This is a genomic window from Ideonella sp. (assembly GCF_044358605.1).
Taxonomy (GTDB): domain Bacteria; phylum Pseudomonadota; class Gammaproteobacteria; order Burkholderiales; family Burkholderiaceae_C; genus Ideonella.
This window is the reverse complement of the sequence record NZ_JBIKNQ010000001.1, coordinates 56,215-72,117: the sequence shown is the minus strand read 5'-3', so window position 1 is coordinate 72,117 and position 15,903 is coordinate 56,215. Positions and strand designations below refer to the sequence as shown.

Here is a 15,903-nt window from a genome sequence, read left to right as displayed (position 1 = left end):
TTCCCTTGATATTGGCCCACCGACCACCACGCACACGCGGCTTCACCTTGTTGGAGCTGATGATGGTGGTCGCCATGTTGGCCGTGGTCGCCAGCATGGCCACCTTGGCCTTGCGCGACGGTAACGCCAGCAAGCTGGAAGAAGAAGCCGCCCGCTTATCCGCGCTGCTCGAAGGCGCGCGGGCCCACTCGCGCACCCAGGGCTCGGAGGTGCGCTGGCAGCCCCGGGCGGCAGACGCCGACCAAGCGGCCGGGTTCGTCTTCACCGGCCTCTCAGACAAAACCCAAATGCCCAAGACGTGGTTGGACACGCGCACCCAGGCGCAGGTGATCGGCGCCCCGCTGCTGCGTTTGGGGCCAGAGCCCTTCATCGGCGCGCAGCGCGTGCTGCTGCGCCTGGAAGACCGCCAACTGCTGCTGGCCACGGATGGCATGGGCCCGTTTGCGGTCTTGATCGAACCTGAGCCGGGCAAGTTGCTGCAGCCATGAGTGCCCTCAAACCCTTGCACCGCAACGGCTTTTCCTTGGTCGAAGTGCTGGTGGCAGTCGCCATCGTGGCCATCGCCTTGGCCGCGGGCGGCCGGGCGGCCGGGGCCTTGCTCGACAACTCGCAGCGCTTGAGCGACGTCACCGCCGCCCAGTGGTGCGCCGAGAACCACTTGGTCAACCTGAAGCTAACCCGCTTCTTTCCCGACGTGGGCGAGAGCAACAGCACCTGCCCCCAACTGGGCCGCGAGTACAAGCTCAAAGTCTTGGTGCGGCCCAGCTTCAACCCGAACTTCCGCATTGTCGATGCGGGCGTGGCCGATGCCCAGGGCGTGCCCTTGGTGCGGCTGTCGGCCATCATTCCGCGCTACTGATGGCCCGCCCTCCATCCGTTCGACCCTCACGCGGCTTCACCTTGGTGGAGGTGCTGGTGGCCCTGTTCATCATGGCCGTGCTGGCTGGCATGGCCTGGCAGGGCATTGACGGCCTGGTGCGCACCCGAGATGGCGCGCAGGCCAATTCTGAAGCCAGCCTGCGCCTGGGCAATGTGTTGGCGCAGTGGGAACAAGACCTGGCTCACCTGCAACCCGGCCCGGCGGCTCCGGCCCTGAAGTTTGATGGTGCCGCCCTGCGCATGACACGGCGCTATGGCGAAGGCGTGCAGTTGGTGATGTGGACGTTGCAAGACCAAAAGCTCTACCGCTGGACCTCGGCCCCATCCAACCGGGTGGGCGAGTTGCAAGAGTGGTGGATCCGCAGCCAGCAGTGGACCGCAATCCAAAAGGACGCCCTGGTGATGCTGCCCCAGGCCAGCGCCTGGCAGGTCTATTTCTTCCAGCAAGGCGATAACAACTGGAGCAATGCGCAGTCCAGCGGCAATGTGAGCAAACCCGCCAACCCGCCCCCCCCTGGGCCAGGCACCAACCCCAATGGCAGATCGACCGATCCGCAAAACCCCACACCACCTAATCCCGGTAGCCCAGGTCAACAGAACAACCCTGACCCCAAAGACAACACCGACAGCGATGACGAAGCCCTGCCCATCGGCGTGCGGCTGCTGCTGACCGTGCCCCAGGGCACGCTGACACGCGACATTCAGGTTCGCCCCGCCGGATGATGCGCCGCCCCATGCCCCAGCGCCAACGCGGCGCCGCCTTGCTGATGGCCATGCTCATCGTCACCTTGGTCACCACCTTAGCCGCCGGCATGGTGTGGCAGCAGTGGCGCGCCATCGAGGTCGAAGGCGCCGAACGCGCCCGCTCCCAGGCCAGTTGGCTGATTGAAGGCACCACCGATTGGGCCCGCCTGATCCTGCGGGAAGACTCGCGCGGCAGCGGCGGCAAGGCCAATGTGGACAGCCCGGACGAGAACTGGGGCATTCCGCTACGCGACGTGAAGCTGTCCGACTTTTTGGCTGCCGACAAAAACAATGTGGCCGACTCCAGCGGGGTCGAAGCCCTGCTCTCCGGCCAGATCACCGACGCTCAGGGTCGCTTCAATTTGCGAAACCTGATTACCGATGACGAGGATGCGGCAGCGGTACAGGTGCGCGCCTTCAAGCGCCTGTGCGATGCCCTGGGCCTGCCCGGCGACACGGCGCTCAAGGTGGCCGAAGGCCTGAACGGGGCCAGTGCCGAGGAAGACGGTGGCAGCGCCGCCTCCCCCGACACCCCCTTGCCGCCGCACCGCATTGAGCAACTGGCCTGGCTGGGGGTGGACCCGGAAGCCATCAAGCGGCTGGCGCCCTTTGTGGTCTTGCTGCCCACCGCCACGCCGGTCAATGTCAACAGCGCCAGCCCCGAGGTCTTGGTCGCCGCCATCGAAGGACTGGACAGAGGAACGGCGGACAGACTGCTGCGCGCCCGCCCCGCAGGCGGCTATGACACTGTAGAAGCGGTTCAGAAACAACTGCCTGAGAAAATCAAGCTCAACCCGCAGCAGGTCAGCGTCGCATCCACCCATTTTGAGATTGACGGCGAGCTGCGCTATGACCAATACGTGCTGCGTGAGCGCAGCTTGGTACAACGCCGTGGTTTGGAGGTCACCGTGCTTCGTAGGGAAAGACTCCCCCCAGAATAAGCCCTGCCCAGCGCCTTAGGCCCTCGGTCACAGGCCACAATACCGCGTCTCCCGACGGCCGCATGCCCTGCGGCCCTGCTGTCATCCTCATGTCCACACTGATCGTCCTGCTGCCCGAACAGCCCCGCCTCCAGGCTTCACAGGCGGATGCACCCTTGTCCAAGGCCGATTCAGCCCTGCACTTTGTCTTGACGGCTGATGGTCAGCAGGTGCTGCAACGCGGCCTGGCGGCGGTGGCCGACTGGCCAAAAGCCGATGCCTTGGTGGCCGTGGTGCCGATTGGCGACGTCGCCTGGCACCGCCTCAGCGCCCCCAAAGCCCCGGCTGGCAAGCTGCGCGCCGCCGTCATCAGCATGCTGGAAGAAGCCGTGCTGGACGACGAAGCCGACCTGCATGTGGCGCTCTCGCCGCAGTTCAAGGCTGGCGAACCCAGTTGGGTGGCCTTGCTGAACAAGCCCTGGCTCAAATCCCAACTCGATGCGATTGAAGCCACTGGCCTGAGTGTGGACCGCGTGGTGCCGGCCTGGACGCCCGAGGGCCCTCCGGCCGCCCATGTCTGGCGCCGCGACGCTGACGCCGGCCAAGCCTGGCTGGCTTGGCGCGACGACGACGGCGCCCTGCATCTGCCGCTGGCCAGCGAGGCCGTGCGCTTGCTGCTGGCCCGCCAACCCGCAGATCAAAGCGTGGCCTGGACGGCCAGCCCCGACGGCGCCGAAGAAGCCGCCCGCTGGGCCGGCGATGCCCTGGCCACGCAATCGGCCGACCAACAACTGCTGGCCGCTGCGCGTAGCGACTGGAACCTGCGCCAGTTCGACCTGACCGCCCGCCACCGCGGCAGCCGCATGGCCACCGAAGGCTGGCGTCTGTTTTGGCATGGCGATAACTGGCGCTGGGTGCGTTGGGGCCTGATCGGCCTGGTCGCCGTGCAATTGCTGGGGGGCCGCCTGTGGGCTTGGCAGCAAGAAAAGGCCTTGGCGCAGAAAAGCGCGGCCCGCACGCAAATCGTGCAGAAGACCTTCCCGCAGATTCGAGCGGTGCGTGAGCCCCTGGCGCAAATGCAACGCGAAGTCGAGCAAATGCGCAGCGCCGCCGGTCGCCCCGGAGACGCTGACCTCGAACCCCTGCTGCAAGCCGCCGACACCGCGTGGCCACCGTCGCGGGGCGCGGCCGACAACCTGATGTTCGAGCCAGGCAAGCTGGTCATCGTGAGTGCAGGCTGGACACCCCAAGAGGTCGACGGCTTCCGCGAGCGCTTGCGGCCGCTGGGCTATCAAGTGGATGACACCCAAGGCCGCTTGACCTTGACCCCCGCCAAATTCAAGCCCAACCCCGCGACAGCGGGCGCGCTGGGCGCTCCCCCGGCCAGCCCCAGGGCCGCAGCTGTTGGCAACCCCAGCCCGGTGACGCCGCCTGCGACGGTGCCTGGCGCGCGGCCACCGCCCTCCCCGGCGGCCGGGCCTGCGCCTGGCATGGCACCGCCACCGCCTGCGCCTGAGCCCCTGCCAGTGCAACCCCAACAGCAGCCGCCCTATGGGTCGGGCGTGCCCAAGGCAACGATATGAGTGAGCCTACCTCCAACGGCGCAGGCCTGGCCCAACGCTGGCAGGCGCTGAACGACCGCGAACGGAACTTGGTGCTCTTAGCCGCCGCTGCCGTGAGCTTGCTGGTCGTGTGGCTTCTGGTGCTCAAGCCCGTCTGGACGGTTTGGCGCGACCTGCCCGCCAAGACCCGCCAGGTCGAGGGCGAGTTGCTGCAATTGCAGCTGCTGGCCAGCGATGCCAAAGACCTCAAAGGCCAGCCCGCCATCAGCCCAGCCCAGGCTCAAGAGGCCATCAAGGCCGCCACAGAACGCCTGGGCGCCCATGGCAAGCTGGCCATTGTGGGCGACCGTGCCACCCTCACGCTGACCGACGCTTCGCCCACCGAATGGCGCACTTGGCTGGCAGAGGCACGCGCTGGTGCGCGGGCACGGCCCATCTCGGCACAAATCCAGCGGGGCAGCAACGGCTTGCAAGGCCAGGTTGTCGTCTCCCTGCCCACCGCCCCGTGATGACGCGCTTGAGCCCCTCCCGTCGCCACCGTGCCAGCCTCTGGGCGCTGAGCGGCGCGCTGTTGGGCGCCTTGCTGGGTGCCGTAGCTTTTGCACCTGCAGCTTGGTTGGCCCAAGGGGTGCAGAGCGCCAGCAAAGGCCGTTTGCTCTTGGCCGATGCCCAAGGCACGGTCTGGAATGGCCACGCCTTGATGGTGCTGACCGGCGGACCCGGCAGCCGCGACGCTGCGGTGCTGCCCTCACGCTTGGAGTGGCGCTTGGGGGCCTCTGGCCAAGGCCTCAAGCTAGATCTAGCCCAGGCCTGCTGCATGGCACCCGGGGTCTCGTTGACCCTTTCACCGGGGTGGGGCCAATGGCGCGTGGGCATACAGACCAGCGCCTCTAAAGAAATTGGCCAATGGCCCGCGGGCTGGCTGGAAGGCTTGGGCGCGCCGCTCAATACCTTGCGCCCGGCCGGCCACCTGCGCCTGAGCGCGCATGACGCCAGCATGGTGCGCAAAGGCGCCGGCGCGGCGCTGAGCGGGCGGCTGGAGTTGGACCTGCTGCAGACCTCCTCGCGCCTGTCCACTCTCGACCCGCTGGGCAGCTACCGGCTGACGCTGACCGGCGACGCCAAGGGCGCCACGCTGGTGAACTTGCTGACCTTGGACGGCGCGCTGCAACTCAGCGGCCAAGGCCAAGTCGATGCCAAAGGCTTGCATTTGCGCGGTGAGGCGCGCGCCAGCAGCGGCCAAGAAGCCGCTTTGAACAATTTGCTGAATATCATCGGGCGACGCAACGGCGCTGCCTCGGTACTTTCGATCGGGTGATCATGACTTCCATCTCTCGCTTCTCACCGTCTGCTGTGGCCCGCGCTGTGGCGTTCAGCCTGGCGCTTCCGCTGGTCAGCCCCGCACTGCAAGCCGCTGAAGACATGCCCCTGCCCGCCACCCGGGCCCGCGCCCCGGTGACGCTGAACTTTGCCAATGCTGAGATCGAAATGGTCTCGCGGGCTATGGGCACCATGCTGGATCGGCAAATCTTGGTCGACCCGCGTGTGCGAGGCCAGATCAACCTGACCAGCGACAAGGCCGTGCCGCCGGCCGAAGCCTGGCGCCAGTATCTGGCCGCGCTGCGCGGCCTGGGCTTCACGGTGGTGGAGAACGCCGGCTTGCTGAAGGTGGTGCCCGAGGCTGAAGCCAAGTTGCAAGCGGGCACGGTGCAGATCGGCCAGCCCCAAGCGCGGGGCGACCAGATCCTGACGCAGATCTTCAGGCTCAACCACGAGAACCCTAACAACTTGGTGCCGGTGCTGCGCCCCTTGATCAGCGCCAACAACACCATCAATGCGAATGCCGGCAACAGCACGCTGATCATCACCGACTATGCGGACAACCTGCAGCGCATGGCCAAGATCATTGCCGCGCTGGACCAACCCGCTGTATCGGATGTGGAAGTCGTGCCGCTCAAGCATGCGGTGGCGGCCGACATCGCCCCACTGGTGCAGCGCCTGAGCGAAGGCGGCAGCGGTATGGTGGTGCCCGGAGCCGCGCCCAGTGCGGCCGGTGGCACGCAGATCTTGATCGAGTCCCGCAGCAATTCGCTGATCGTGCGGGCGGCCAATGCCGCCAAGATGGGCCAGATCAAAGCCCTGATTGAGAAGCTTGACCGCCCCACCGAAGGCGGCGGACCGGCGGGCAAGATCTGGGTGGTCTATCTCAAAAATGCTGATGCGGTGAAGCTGGCCGAAGTGCTGCGTGCCGCCATGAGCAGCGGCACGGGCGCGGCAGGTGGCGCCAGCAGCTCCGGCCTAGGCAACACCGCCAACCGCCCCGCCAACCCGGGCCTCCCAACAGGGCTGCCACAAGGCGCGAACACAAGCCAATCCACCGGCCTCAGCGCCGCAGCGACCAGCCCAGTCACGCCATCCGCCGGGCCGTCCACCGGCGGGCAAATTCAAGCTGACCCGTCCACCAATTCGCTGATCATCTCGGCGTCTGAACCGGTCTATCGCCAACTGCGCCAAGTGATCGAGCAGTTGGACACCCGCCGTGCCCAGGTCTATGTCGAGTCGCTGATCGTCAAGGTCGATGCCAACAAGGCGGCCGAGTTTGGGGTGCAGTGGCAAAACCTGTTTGGCGACAAAGGCGACAGCACCATCGCGGGCTTAGGCACCAATTTTGGCAACTCGGGCAACAACATCCTCGACTTGTCGGCGGCCGCCGCCAGTGGCCGCACCGGCGTGGGCACCTTGCTCTCTAGCGCCAACCGTCCAGCGCAAGGTTTGAACATCGGAGTGCTCAAGAAGATCAGCACGTTCTACTCTTTGGGCGCCTTGGCCCGCTTCCTGGAAACCAATACCGGCGCCAATATCCTCTCCACGCCTAACCTGGTGTCGCTGGACAACGAAGAGGCGAAGATCGTGATCGGCCAGAACGTGCCCTTCACCACCGGCTCCTTCACCAATACGGGCACTGGCAATGGCGCCGTCAACCCCTTCCAGACGATTGAGCGCAAAGACGTGGGCATCACCTTGCGCATCAAGAGCCAGATCGGCGAAGGCGGCACGGTACGCATGACCATCTTCCAAGAGAACTCCTCGCTGCAACCCAATAGCCAGATCACCGACAAGAGCTCTATCGAGACCAATGTGGTGATCGATAACGGCCAGATCATGGTGCTGGGCGGTTTACTCAAAGACGAATACGGTGACAGTGAAGGCAAGGTGCCCGGCCTGGGCAGCCTGCCCATCATCGGCAATCTCTTCCGCAATGAAACCCGCAACCGGGTCAAGAGCAATTTGCTGCTCTTCCTGCGCCCGGTGGTGCTGCGCAGCCAGGCCGACGCTGATCGCCTGACGGTGGACCGCTACGACGCGATTCGCGCCATTCAGGAAGCCCGCCAACCCGAGCCCAGCGTGTTGGTGCCTGTCAACGAAGCCCCGGTGCTGCCCGCACTGCAGCCGGGCCAGAACACGGCGCCTCTGGTCAATGTCGTGCCGCCTGCTCAGGCCGGAGCGAACTGAGACCATGGCAGCGCGTCACCCCCTGCCTTATGGCTTTGCCAAGGCCAACACCTTACTGTTGGAAGACGACGGCCAGCAACTGGTGCTGCGCCTGACCGACGGCACGCCACGCAGCGCTCTGGGCGAGGTCATGCGTCTCTATGCTGTGGACCGCTTTGAGAGCGAAGACAGCGCCGCGCTGACCGAGCGCATCTCGCGCGTCTATGCCGGCGGCGAAGCCAGTGCCGCCGCCGTGGTGGGCGAGGTCGAAAGCGCCGTCGATCTCTCGCGCATGATGCAAGAGCTGCCCGCAGTGGAAGACCTGCTGGAGGCGGCGGACGATGCGCCCATCATCCGCATGCTCAATGCGCTGCTGACCCAAGCCGCCAAAGACGGCGCCAGCGACATTCACATCGAGCCCTATGAGCGCAGCTCCAGCGTGCGTTTTCGGGTGGACGGCACGCTGCGTGAAGTGGTGCAGCCCAACCGCGCCCTGCATGCCGCGCTGATCAGCCGCCTGAAGATCATGGCCGAGCTGGATATCTCCGAGAAGCGCTTGCCGCAAGACGGCCGCATCTCGCTGCGCATTGGTGGCCGCGCGATTGATGTGCGGGTCTCCACCCTGCCCTCGGCCCACGGCGAGCGCGCGGTGCTGCGCTTGCTGGACAAGAGCGAGTCCCGCTTCACCCTAGAAGGCTTAGGGATGGACGGCGAGGTGCTCAAGGCCTTTGACCGCTTGGTGCAGCAGCCTCACGGCATCGTGCTGGTCACCGGCCCCACGGGCTCGGGCAAAACCACCACGCTCTATGCCTCGCTGGGCCGCCTGGACACCTCCACCACCAATGTGCTGACGGTGGAAGACCCGGTGGAGTATGAGCTGCCGGGCATCAGCCAGACCCAGGTCAATGCCAAGATCGACCTGACCTTTGCCAAGGCGCTGCGCGCGTTTTTGCGCCAGGACCCCGACGTCATCATGGTCGGCGAAATCCGTGACGGCGAGACCGCGCAAATCGCCATTCAAGCCTCGCTGACCGGCCACTTGGTGCTGGCCACGGTGCACACCAATGACGCGCCCTCCACCGTCGCCCGTTTGATCGACATGGGCGTCGAGCCCTTCTTGCTCTCCAGCTCGCTGCTGGGCGTGCTGGCCCAGCGCTTGGTGCGCAAGCTCTGCAAACACTGCAAGCGCCGGGGTGAGGACATTGACGGCCAGCCGCGCTGGCACGCCGTGGGCTGCCCCGAATGCAGCCACACCGGCTACAAGGGCCGTACTGGCGTTTATGAGCTGATGACGGTGACCGACGAAGTGCAAAACATGATCCACAGCCGCGCCAGCGATTCCGAGATCGTGGCAGCGGCCGAGCGCGGCGGTTTGCGCTCCATGCGCGCCGATGGCGAGCGCTTGGTGGCCGAAGGCATCACCTCCTTGGAAGAAGTGCTGCGGGTCACCCGCGAGTGATATGGCCATCGAGATCAACAAGCAAGCCCGCCAGCAGGCCATTGAGTCCATCCAGCGCTACTTTGAAGCGCACATGGACGAGCCCATCGGCAATGTGGCCGCCGGCGGCTTGCTGGGCTTCTTCTTGCAAGAGATCGGCCCCACGGTCTACAACCAAGGCGTGGCCGATGCCCAAGAGCGCCTGCAAGCGCGGGTGGCCGAGTTGGACATCGAAGTCCATGAGGACGAGTTCACTTACTGGGCGGCGCATCAACGCGCAGCCAAGCGCTAAGAAGCCATGCCCGCCTTTAAATACGACGCACTAGACGCCGCTGGCAAATCCAAGACCGGCTTGGTCGATGCCGACCATGCCAAGGCCGCTCGCGCCCAAGTGCGGGCTTTGGGGCTGGTGCCGCTTGAAGTCACGCCCATCGCCCAAGCCGACGCGCAGAGTGGCCAGATGCAGTTCAAGCGCCGGGCGTTTTCAGCCTCGGGGCTGACGGTGTGGACGCGGCAATTGGCGGGCTTGGTGGGTTCGGGCTTGCCGCTGGAACGTGCGCTGACGGCCTTGGCCGACGAGGCTGAGGAGCCCCGCCAGCGCGAACTGGTGGCCCACCTCAAGAGCGAGGTCAATGCCGGCAGCCCCTTTGCCCGCGCCCTGGCCACGGCGCCCAAAGAGTTTGACGATGTCTACCGCGCCGTGGTGGCCGCCGGTGAGCAAAGCGGCGCCTTGGGCGCGGTGCTGGAGCGCCTGGCCGACGACCTGGAGGAACGCCAGGCCCTGAAGGCCAAGCTGATGGGCGCCATGCTCTATCCGGCCATCGTTTCTTTGATCGCCATTGTCATCGTCGTGTTCTTGGTCACCTACGTGGTGCCGCAAGTGGCCAGCGTGTTCAGCAATGGCAAACGCGCCCTGCCCGGCCTGACCGTGGCCATGTTGGCCTTGAGCGCTTTTGTGCGCAGCTATGGCTGGCTGGTCTTGGCGTTCTTGGTGTTTGGCGGCATCGGCTTGAGCTTTGCACTCAAAGGCGAGCAGTTCCGCCAACGCTTTGATGCCAGCATGCTGACCTTGCCGCTGATTGGCCGTTTGGCGCGGGGCTATAACGCCGCCCGCTTTGCCGGCACCCTGGCCATGCTGGCCAGCGCCGGCGTGCCCATCTTGAAGGCGCTGCAGGCTGCGGCCGAAACGCTGTCCAACCGCGCCATGCGGGCCGACGCCATGGACGCCCTGGTGCAGGTGCGCGAAGGCGCACCGCTGGCCTCGGCCCTGGCCGCCAAAAAGCGCTTCCCCGGCCTCTTGGCCATGTTTGCCCGCCTGGGTGAACAAACCGGCCAATTGCCCACCATGCTGGACCGTGCCGCCCGCCAACTGGGCGGTGAAGTGCAACGCCGCGCCCTGGCCGTGGCCACCATCTTGGAGCCCTTGCTGATCGTGGTGATGGGTGTCGTGGTGATGCTGATCGTGCTGGCGGTCTTGCTGCCCATCATCCAACTCAACACCTGGGTCAAATGAGCCGATAGGGCGGCGTCGTCAAGGTTTCGCCCTCTGTTCACTGGAGAAACCTCCTCTGCATCAGGGTTTGTCCAAGCGGCGGCAGCGGTGCTTTGCACCTACAGTGTTGACTGTTTAATCGAACGGTCGTGCTTTTTGGCGCGCCCATGCCCTCTAGGAGCTCCCATGATCCTGAATCGAACCGGACACCTCGCGCTGGCCAGCTTGGCGCTGGCCGCAATCCTCTCGGCCTGTGGCGGCGGCGGTGCCGACACCACCCCCCGCGCGCCCATCAGCAGCCTCAAGGTGATGGGCGACAGCCTGGCCGACGTGGGCACGTTTGGCATCAAGTTCACTATTCAGGGCAACGACATCTACCCTGAGCGCATCGCACAAAGCTATGGTCTGAGCAAGGGTTGCAGCTTCTTCAAGTTCACGGGCACGACCTTCATCCCGAACGCCACGACAGGCTGCACCAACTACGCAGTGGGCGGTGGTGTGATCAATCCGGTCGGCTCCGGACTGACCACGGCCGATCCTCGCGGCCTGCCCGTGCAAATGGCCACAGCAACTGCTGCGGGTAACTTCAGTGCCAATGATTTGCTGCTGATCGACGGCGGGGGCAATGACGCCTCCACTTTGGTCGGCGCCTATCTGGCAGCGGCCAGGGATGGTGGCGTGGCATACACCACAGTGTTGGGTACGGTGCTGACACCAGAGCAAGTGGCGGCCGCTGCTGCCAACGGTGGCGCGGGCTTTCCTGCCGCAGGTGCCACCTACATGACGGCATTGGCCGACAACTTCTACAACCTGATCAAGACCGGCGCGCTCGACAAGGGTGCGCAGCGTGTGGCCCTGCTGAACATGCCGGGCATCACCAACACCCCGCGCTTCCAGTTGGTGCTCGACAGCGTGGCTGCCGCCACTACAGCCGGTGCCAAAGCTCAAGGGGCGACGGATGCTGCCGCCGCCGCCGCAGGCGCTGCGGCACGCGCCTCCAGCGAGACCTTGTTCAAGGGCTGGGTCGAGACCTTCAACGCTCGCTTGGCCAGCAAGTTCTCGGGTGATTCGCGGGTGGCCGTGGTGGACTTCTACACTGAGTTCAACAACCAGATTGCCTCTCCGGCGCAGTTCGGCCTGACCAACGTCAAGACCCCCGCCTGCCCCGCCACCGGTGTCGGCACCGATGGTCTGCCTGTCTATGACTTCTTGAATTGCACCGACGCATCATTGACGGCCAAGCCACCCGCGGGCTCTGGCAACAACCCCAGCTGGTACAAGACCTACGCCTTCTCGGACGGCTTCCATCCGACACCTTATGGTCATCAGCTCTTGGCCCAACTCATCTCCCGCACGCTAGCCCAAGCGGGCTGGCTCTGAAGCCCAAACTAAGGAGTTTCATTCATGGGAACACGACTCAAGCTTTCCGTTTTGGCTGCGGCCGCCCTGTTGTCTGCCACGGCTGCACAGGCTCAATATGCCGGCACATTGCTGGCGCGCATTGGCGTCACACAAATCAGCCCAGACGTCACCAGCGGTGACCTCAGCGCCCCGGCATTTGCAGGCACCAAGGCAGACATCAAGTCCGATGTGCAGCCCACCGGCGGCGTCACCTGGATGTGGAGCGACAACGTCTCGGTGGACATTCCCTTGGCCCTGGGCTTCACCCACGAGATCGTGGGCGACGGCGCCATTGCCGGCGTGGGCAAGATCGGTGAGGTCAAGGCCCTGCCCATCACCTTGCTGATGCAATATCGCTTTGGCGATGCGCGCAGCACCGTGCGCCCCTACATCGGCTTTGGACCAACCTATGCCAAGTTCTACAAGGCGCGCAGCACAGCTGCACTCTCGGGCCTCACGGGCGGCAGCCCGACCACGCCCACCACCCTGAGCGTGGAATCCAAGTGGGCTGCCACCGTGCAGTTGGGGGTCAGCGTGGCCATCAACAGCAAGTGGTCGGTCGATGCCGCTGTGCTCAAAACCAAGCTGAGCACCCGCACCACCTTGTCCACCGGCCAGACCCTGGACGCCAAGCTGGACCCGACCTCGTTCACCATCGGTGTCAATTACGCGTACTGACCCAGCCAGACGTTCACCCCAACAGCCCGCGCTTCAGCCAGAAGCGCGGGCTTTTTTGTGGGGGTCTGCGGCCTCATGGCGAGGCCGCGTTCTTTTTGTCTGCGACATAGGCCTCGATGTTCAAACCGTCCAGGCTATAGCCACTGGCACCCCAGCGCGAGTGTTGCCGAGTGGTGCTGAGCAAACCTGACACCCACACCGCATCCATGCTGCGCAAGGCCACGGGCTTTCTGAGCACGACATGAATCATCTGGTTGGCAGGCGGTGGTGGGCTGTGGACACAGGCGCCGAAGTAGGGCACCAGCAAGAACTCTTTCATGTCGTCCAGCACGTATTCCAAGGGCACCACGTAACCCGGTAGTCGAACGTGAGCATCTTCGAGATCCGAACGTGTCGGAGCGCGATCCCAGATCTCACGCATCTCCAGCATCAGCGCGTCCTCCTTGGCATCGCCCTCTGGCAGCTGATCCACACCACGCTCTTTCAAAAGCTTGTCAGGATCCCAGCCTTCAGGCATGAGCGCTTCCCACTTCAGCGTGCGTGCCGCCTCGGTCGGCGCGGTTTGAGGGCGTGAGAACCCCCACAGCGCCGCCACGGCTAGACCGATGCAGGCCAGGCCAAGTCGTATCCAGAATGTTCTTTGGTTCATATGCGTTTGCCTCTCCCCATGTGCGGAGGAGTGTTGATGAAACAAGAAGGCTATACTATTGATATTGCATTATCATTCTCAAAGCGATGCGAACACTTCCCGTCACCGTACTTTCAGGTTTTTTGGGCGCGGGCAAAACCACCTTGCTCAACCACATTTTGGCGAACCGCGACGGACTCAAGGTCGCGGTCATCGTCAACGACATGAGCGAAGTCAATGTAGACGCCTTGCTCGTAAGCAAGAGCACTGAAAAGGCTGGGGTTGCACTGCACAGGTCAGAGGAAAAGCTGGTCGAAATGAGCAATGGCTGCATCTGCTGTACCTTGCGCGAAGACCTGTTGCTTCAAGTCCGGCAACTCGCCGAAGAAGGCCGCTTTGACTATTTGCTGATCGAAAGCACGGGCATCGGCGAACCCTTGCCCGTGGCGGCGACCTTTGACTTCCGCGATGAGCATGGAAACTCCCTCAGTGATGTCGCCACCATTGACACCATGGTCACCGTCGTCGACGGTCACCATTTGCTGCAGGACTTCAGCAGCCAAGACTTGCTGGCACAACGAGGCCAAGTCGCTGAGGATGCAGACAACCGCTCTCTGGCCTGCCTGTTGACCGAGCAAATTGAGTTTGCCAATGTCTTGGTGCTCAACAAACTGGACCTGGTCAGCCCCGACCAACGCGAAGCCCTGCTGGGCCTGCTCAAGGCGCTCAATCCGGGGGCAGAGATTGTGGAGTGTGCACAGGGCCAGGTACCGCTTCATCGGATTCTGGGCACGGGCCTGTTCAACATCGAAACTGCCAGTGAACAACCCGGCTGGGCCAGAGCCTTGGAAGGCGATCATCTGCCGGAAACCGAGGCCTACGGCATCAACAGCTTTGTCCTGAGCAGTCGCGAGCCCTTGCATCCCCAACGCTTTGCGGCCTTCATGGAGATGCCCTTTGAAGGCCTGCTCAGAGCCAAGGGCTATGTCTGGCTGGCCAGCCGATCTGATTGGGTCATGGTCTACAGCCGCGCGGGCCAAGTCGCCACACACGAAGCCATGGGCCGCTGGTGGAGCGCCGTGCCCCGCGAGCGCTGGCCAGCCCTCGGCAGCCCAGAGCGTGCCGCCATCGAAGCCAATTGGCGCGAGCCTTATGGCGACCGCCTCAATGAGGTGGTTTTCATTGGCCGCAACCTCGACCGCAGCGCCATCGAGGCGGCTTGGAAGGGCGCACATCTGACGTTCACCGAAACCCGCAAGGGACAGACCCACTGGGCGAGCTTGCCCGACCCTTTTCCGCAATGGGCCGCTCTCCCTGCAGCCAGCCCCGCATGACTTTCCCCCTGACCGCCACACCATGAAGACATCACTCCTCAACCCCAAGCTCTGGACCCTCAGTCTGATGACCGCCGCCTTCTTGGCAGGCTGCGGTGGCGGCGTCGATGAAGACGACCCCCATGACGACGACACCGTTCTCATCGATACCTTCGGACGTCTGAGCGTGGCCGAGAAGGACAGCAAGACGATCCGCGTTCATGACTTAGACGCTAACGCAGCAGTGCTGCTGTCGCACAGCTTGGACAACGTCCCCTCTGCGCTCTACGCCAGCCCGCAGGGCCGGTATGCCGTGGTCATGCAACGCCTGCAAGACCGCGTGCAATTTCTGGACGGTGGCGTCTGGCAAGAGGACCATGTCAGCCACCTCCATGACTACAAAGCCGCCCCGGCACCCTTGAACTTCGCCCTGTCTGGCGCGCGCCCCACGCACTATGACTTGCAGGCGGGCAAGCAAGCGGCCATCTTCATGGACGGTGATGCCACGGCCTCTCCGGCCAAGATGGCCAGCGTTCGCTTGATCACCGACGCGTCCATTGCCTCGGCCAGTCTTGTGGCCAGCCTAGACCTGAACACCGCCCTGCACGGGCTGGCAGAGCCAGTGGACAACAAGCTCTTGCTCGTCAGCCGCGCACCTGATGCTACCGACAGCTTGCCGACCCATCTCAACCTCTATCAGCGCAGCGGTTCAAGCTGGGCACCGGATCGCGCCCTGCCGACCCGATGCGATGGCATGCATGGCTCCTTCAGCAGCGGTCAAAACACCGTTGCGGGCTGCAAGAACGGCATGCTCTTGGTCAAGCATGTCAGCAGCACAGCTGTCGACGATGGCCAGTTGATCAGCACGCCGCTGCGCGTCGGAACGGTAGCGGGGCACCCTCGCCTACCCGATCACTTCATCGGCATAGCCGCTGACGGCGTCGCACCCAGCCCCGTGACCACGCGCTTCTACACCCTCGATGCTGGCACCGGCGTGGTCACCAACTTCGAGCCTGAAGGCTGGCAAACCGGCCGCGTTAGGCGCGCCCATGGTTTCGACCGCACCGGGCAACGCTTTTTCGTCTTGGATGACCAAGGAAGCTTGATCGTGTCGCAGCGCAGCAATGGCGTGTGGAGCCACCTGAGTCGCGTGACGGCTGCCGTGCCGCGCATGCCGACGGCAGCGCCTTGGCCCGCCATCGTGGCCAATGGCGCGAAGGACGAGATCTACCTGACCGACCCCGAAGCCCGCCAACTCGTGGTGATCAATAGCAACACCGGCGCTGTGATCACTCGACATGAGTTGGGATACACCCCGAGCTATGCGGCATGGCTGGGCATCACCCGCTAGAGGAC

Annotated in this window: 16 protein-coding genes; 15 read left to right on the top strand and 1 reads right to left on the bottom strand. The window is 64.4% G+C overall.

The window, feature by feature from the left end; all coding sequences use genetic code 11:
• Positions 1–5 precede the first annotated feature (5 nt).
• The 13 genes from ACIQ3Q_RS00355 to ACIQ3Q_RS00295 all read left to right on the top strand — a co-directional run bounded on the left by ACIQ3Q_RS00355 (position 6) and on the right by ACIQ3Q_RS00295 (position 12,606).
• Positions 6–488, top strand: a complete 483-nt coding sequence (locus tag ACIQ3Q_RS00355; RefSeq protein ID WP_396266955.1) for a Tfp pilus assembly protein FimT/FimU — start codon at positions 6–8, stop codon at positions 486–488.
• On the top strand, positions 485–859 hold the full coding sequence (gene gspI / locus ACIQ3Q_RS00350) for a type II secretion system minor pseudopilin GspI (protein WP_396266954.1): 375 nt from the start codon (positions 485–487) through the stop codon (positions 857–859). Before ACIQ3Q_RS00355 ends, gspI begins: the two co-directional genes overlap by 4 nt.
• Positions 859–1,602: a type II secretion system protein J gene (locus ACIQ3Q_RS00345; RefSeq protein WP_396266953.1), complete on the top strand. Its 744-nt coding sequence runs from the start codon at positions 859–861 to the stop codon at positions 1,600–1,602. The genes gspI and ACIQ3Q_RS00345 overlap by 1 nt, the downstream gene beginning before the upstream one ends.
• 11 nt (positions 1,603–1,613) lie before the next feature.
• On the top strand, positions 1,614–2,564 hold the full coding sequence (gspK, locus tag ACIQ3Q_RS00340; RefSeq protein WP_396266952.1) for a type II secretion system minor pseudopilin GspK: 951 nt from the start codon (positions 1,614–1,616) through the stop codon (positions 2,562–2,564).
• 89 nt (positions 2,565–2,653) lie between these two features.
• Positions 2,654–4,126: a type II secretion system protein GspL gene (gene gspL, locus ACIQ3Q_RS00335; protein WP_396266951.1), complete on the top strand. Its 1,473-nt coding sequence runs from the start codon at positions 2,654–2,656 to the stop codon at positions 4,124–4,126.
• Positions 4,123–4,614, top strand: a complete 492-nt coding sequence (gene gspM, locus ACIQ3Q_RS00330; RefSeq protein ID WP_396266950.1) for a type II secretion system protein GspM — start codon at positions 4,123–4,125, stop codon at positions 4,612–4,614. The genes gspL and gspM overlap by 4 nt, the downstream gene beginning before the upstream one ends.
• Positions 4,614–5,423, top strand: a complete 810-nt coding sequence (gene gspN / locus ACIQ3Q_RS00325) for a type II secretion system protein N (RefSeq protein WP_396266949.1) — start codon at positions 4,614–4,616, stop codon at positions 5,421–5,423. The genes gspM and gspN overlap by 1 nt, the downstream gene beginning before the upstream one ends.
• 2 nt (positions 5,424–5,425) lie before the next feature.
• Positions 5,426–7,618 carry a type II secretion system secretin GspD gene (gene gspD, locus ACIQ3Q_RS00320; RefSeq protein ID WP_396266948.1) on the top strand — a complete coding sequence of 731 codons (2,193 nt, stop codon included), beginning with the start codon at positions 5,426–5,428 and terminating at the stop codon, positions 7,616–7,618.
• A 4-nt stretch (positions 7,619–7,622) separates the two neighbouring features.
• On the top strand, positions 7,623–9,056 hold the full coding sequence (gspE, locus tag ACIQ3Q_RS00315; protein ID WP_396266947.1) for a type II secretion system ATPase GspE: 1,434 nt from the start codon (positions 7,623–7,625) through the stop codon (positions 9,054–9,056).
• A 1-nt stretch (position 9,057) separates the two neighbouring features.
• Complete coding sequence (locus ACIQ3Q_RS00310) at positions 9,058–9,327, top strand: DUF2164 domain-containing protein (RefSeq protein ID WP_396266946.1); 270 nt, start codon at positions 9,058–9,060, stop codon at positions 9,325–9,327.
• Between the two features lie 6 nt (positions 9,328–9,333).
• On the top strand, positions 9,334–10,548 hold the full coding sequence (gene gspF, locus ACIQ3Q_RS00305) for a type II secretion system inner membrane protein GspF (protein ID WP_396266945.1): 1,215 nt from the start codon (positions 9,334–9,336) through the stop codon (positions 10,546–10,548).
• A gap of 165 nt (positions 10,549–10,713) precedes the next feature.
• Positions 10,714–11,907 carry an SGNH/GDSL hydrolase family protein gene (locus tag ACIQ3Q_RS00300; protein WP_396266944.1) on the top strand — a complete coding sequence of 398 codons (1,194 nt, stop codon included), beginning with the start codon at positions 10,714–10,716 and terminating at the stop codon, positions 11,905–11,907.
• 24 nt (positions 11,908–11,931) lie between these two features.
• Positions 11,932–12,606 carry an OmpW family protein gene (locus tag ACIQ3Q_RS00295; protein ID WP_396266943.1) on the top strand — a complete coding sequence of 225 codons (675 nt, stop codon included), beginning with the start codon at positions 11,932–11,934 and terminating at the stop codon, positions 12,604–12,606.
• Positions 12,607–12,679: 73 nt separating this feature from the next.
• On the opposite strand, the gene ACIQ3Q_RS00290 is transcribed toward ACIQ3Q_RS00295, so the two are convergent.
• The gene (locus ACIQ3Q_RS00290) at positions 12,680–13,255 is read right to left on the bottom strand and encodes a DUF3299 domain-containing protein (protein WP_396266942.1); all 576 of its coding nucleotides are present in this window, start codon (positions 13,253–13,255) and stop codon (positions 12,680–12,682) included.
• Positions 13,256–13,341: 86 nt separating this feature from the next.
• Here ACIQ3Q_RS00290 and ACIQ3Q_RS00285 point away from each other — a divergent pair, with 86 nt between their 5' ends.
• A complete protein-coding gene (locus tag ACIQ3Q_RS00285) occupies positions 13,342–14,568 on the top strand; it encodes a GTP-binding protein (RefSeq protein WP_396266941.1) in 1,227 nt (408 codons plus the stop codon).
• Between the two features lie 22 nt (positions 14,569–14,590).
• The gene (locus ACIQ3Q_RS00280) at positions 14,591–15,898 is read left to right on the top strand and encodes a hypothetical protein (protein WP_396266939.1); all 1,308 of its coding nucleotides are present in this window, start codon (positions 14,591–14,593) and stop codon (positions 15,896–15,898) included.
• Positions 15,899–15,903 lie beyond the last annotated feature (5 nt).

What these genes read in the sequence shown, in the direction of transcription:
- ACIQ3Q_RS00345 (WP_396266953.1), top strand. Translation starts at nt 859, where the DNA reads ATGGCCCGCCCTCCATCCGTTCGACCCTCACGCGGCTTCACCTTGGTG.
- ACIQ3Q_RS00300 (WP_396266944.1), top strand. Translation starts at nt 10,714, where the DNA reads ATGATCCTGAATCGAACCGGACACCTCGCGCTGGCCAGCTTGGCGCTG.
- gspF (WP_396266945.1), top strand. Translation starts at nt 9,334, where the DNA reads ATGCCCGCCTTTAAATACGACGCACTAGACGCCGCTGGCAAATCCAAG.
- gspE (WP_396266947.1), top strand. Translation starts at nt 7,623, where the DNA reads ATGGCAGCGCGTCACCCCCTGCCTTATGGCTTTGCCAAGGCCAACACC.
- ACIQ3Q_RS00290 (WP_396266942.1), bottom strand. Translation starts at nt 13,255, where the DNA reads ATGAACCAAAGAACATTCTGGATACGACTTGGCCTGGCCTGCATCGGT.
- ACIQ3Q_RS00285 (WP_396266941.1), top strand. Translation starts at nt 13,342, where the DNA reads ATGCGAACACTTCCCGTCACCGTACTTTCAGGTTTTTTGGGCGCGGGC.
- ACIQ3Q_RS00295 (WP_396266943.1), top strand. Translation starts at nt 11,932, where the DNA reads ATGGGAACACGACTCAAGCTTTCCGTTTTGGCTGCGGCCGCCCTGTTG.
- gspL (WP_396266951.1), top strand. Translation starts at nt 2,654, where the DNA reads ATGTCCACACTGATCGTCCTGCTGCCCGAACAGCCCCGCCTCCAGGCT.
- gspK (WP_396266952.1), top strand. Translation starts at nt 1,614, where the DNA reads ATGCCCCAGCGCCAACGCGGCGCCGCCTTGCTGATGGCCATGCTCATC.
- ACIQ3Q_RS00310 (WP_396266946.1), top strand. Translation starts at nt 9,058, where the DNA reads ATGGCCATCGAGATCAACAAGCAAGCCCGCCAGCAGGCCATTGAGTCC.
- gspM (WP_396266950.1), top strand. Translation starts at nt 4,123, where the DNA reads ATGAGTGAGCCTACCTCCAACGGCGCAGGCCTGGCCCAACGCTGGCAG.
- gspD (WP_396266948.1), top strand. Translation starts at nt 5,426, where the DNA reads ATGACTTCCATCTCTCGCTTCTCACCGTCTGCTGTGGCCCGCGCTGTG.
- gspI (WP_396266954.1), top strand. Translation starts at nt 485, where the DNA reads ATGAGTGCCCTCAAACCCTTGCACCGCAACGGCTTTTCCTTGGTCGAA.
- gspN (WP_396266949.1), top strand. Translation starts at nt 4,614, where the DNA reads ATGACGCGCTTGAGCCCCTCCCGTCGCCACCGTGCCAGCCTCTGGGCG.
- ACIQ3Q_RS00280 (WP_396266939.1), top strand. Translation starts at nt 14,591, where the DNA reads ATGAAGACATCACTCCTCAACCCCAAGCTCTGGACCCTCAGTCTGATG.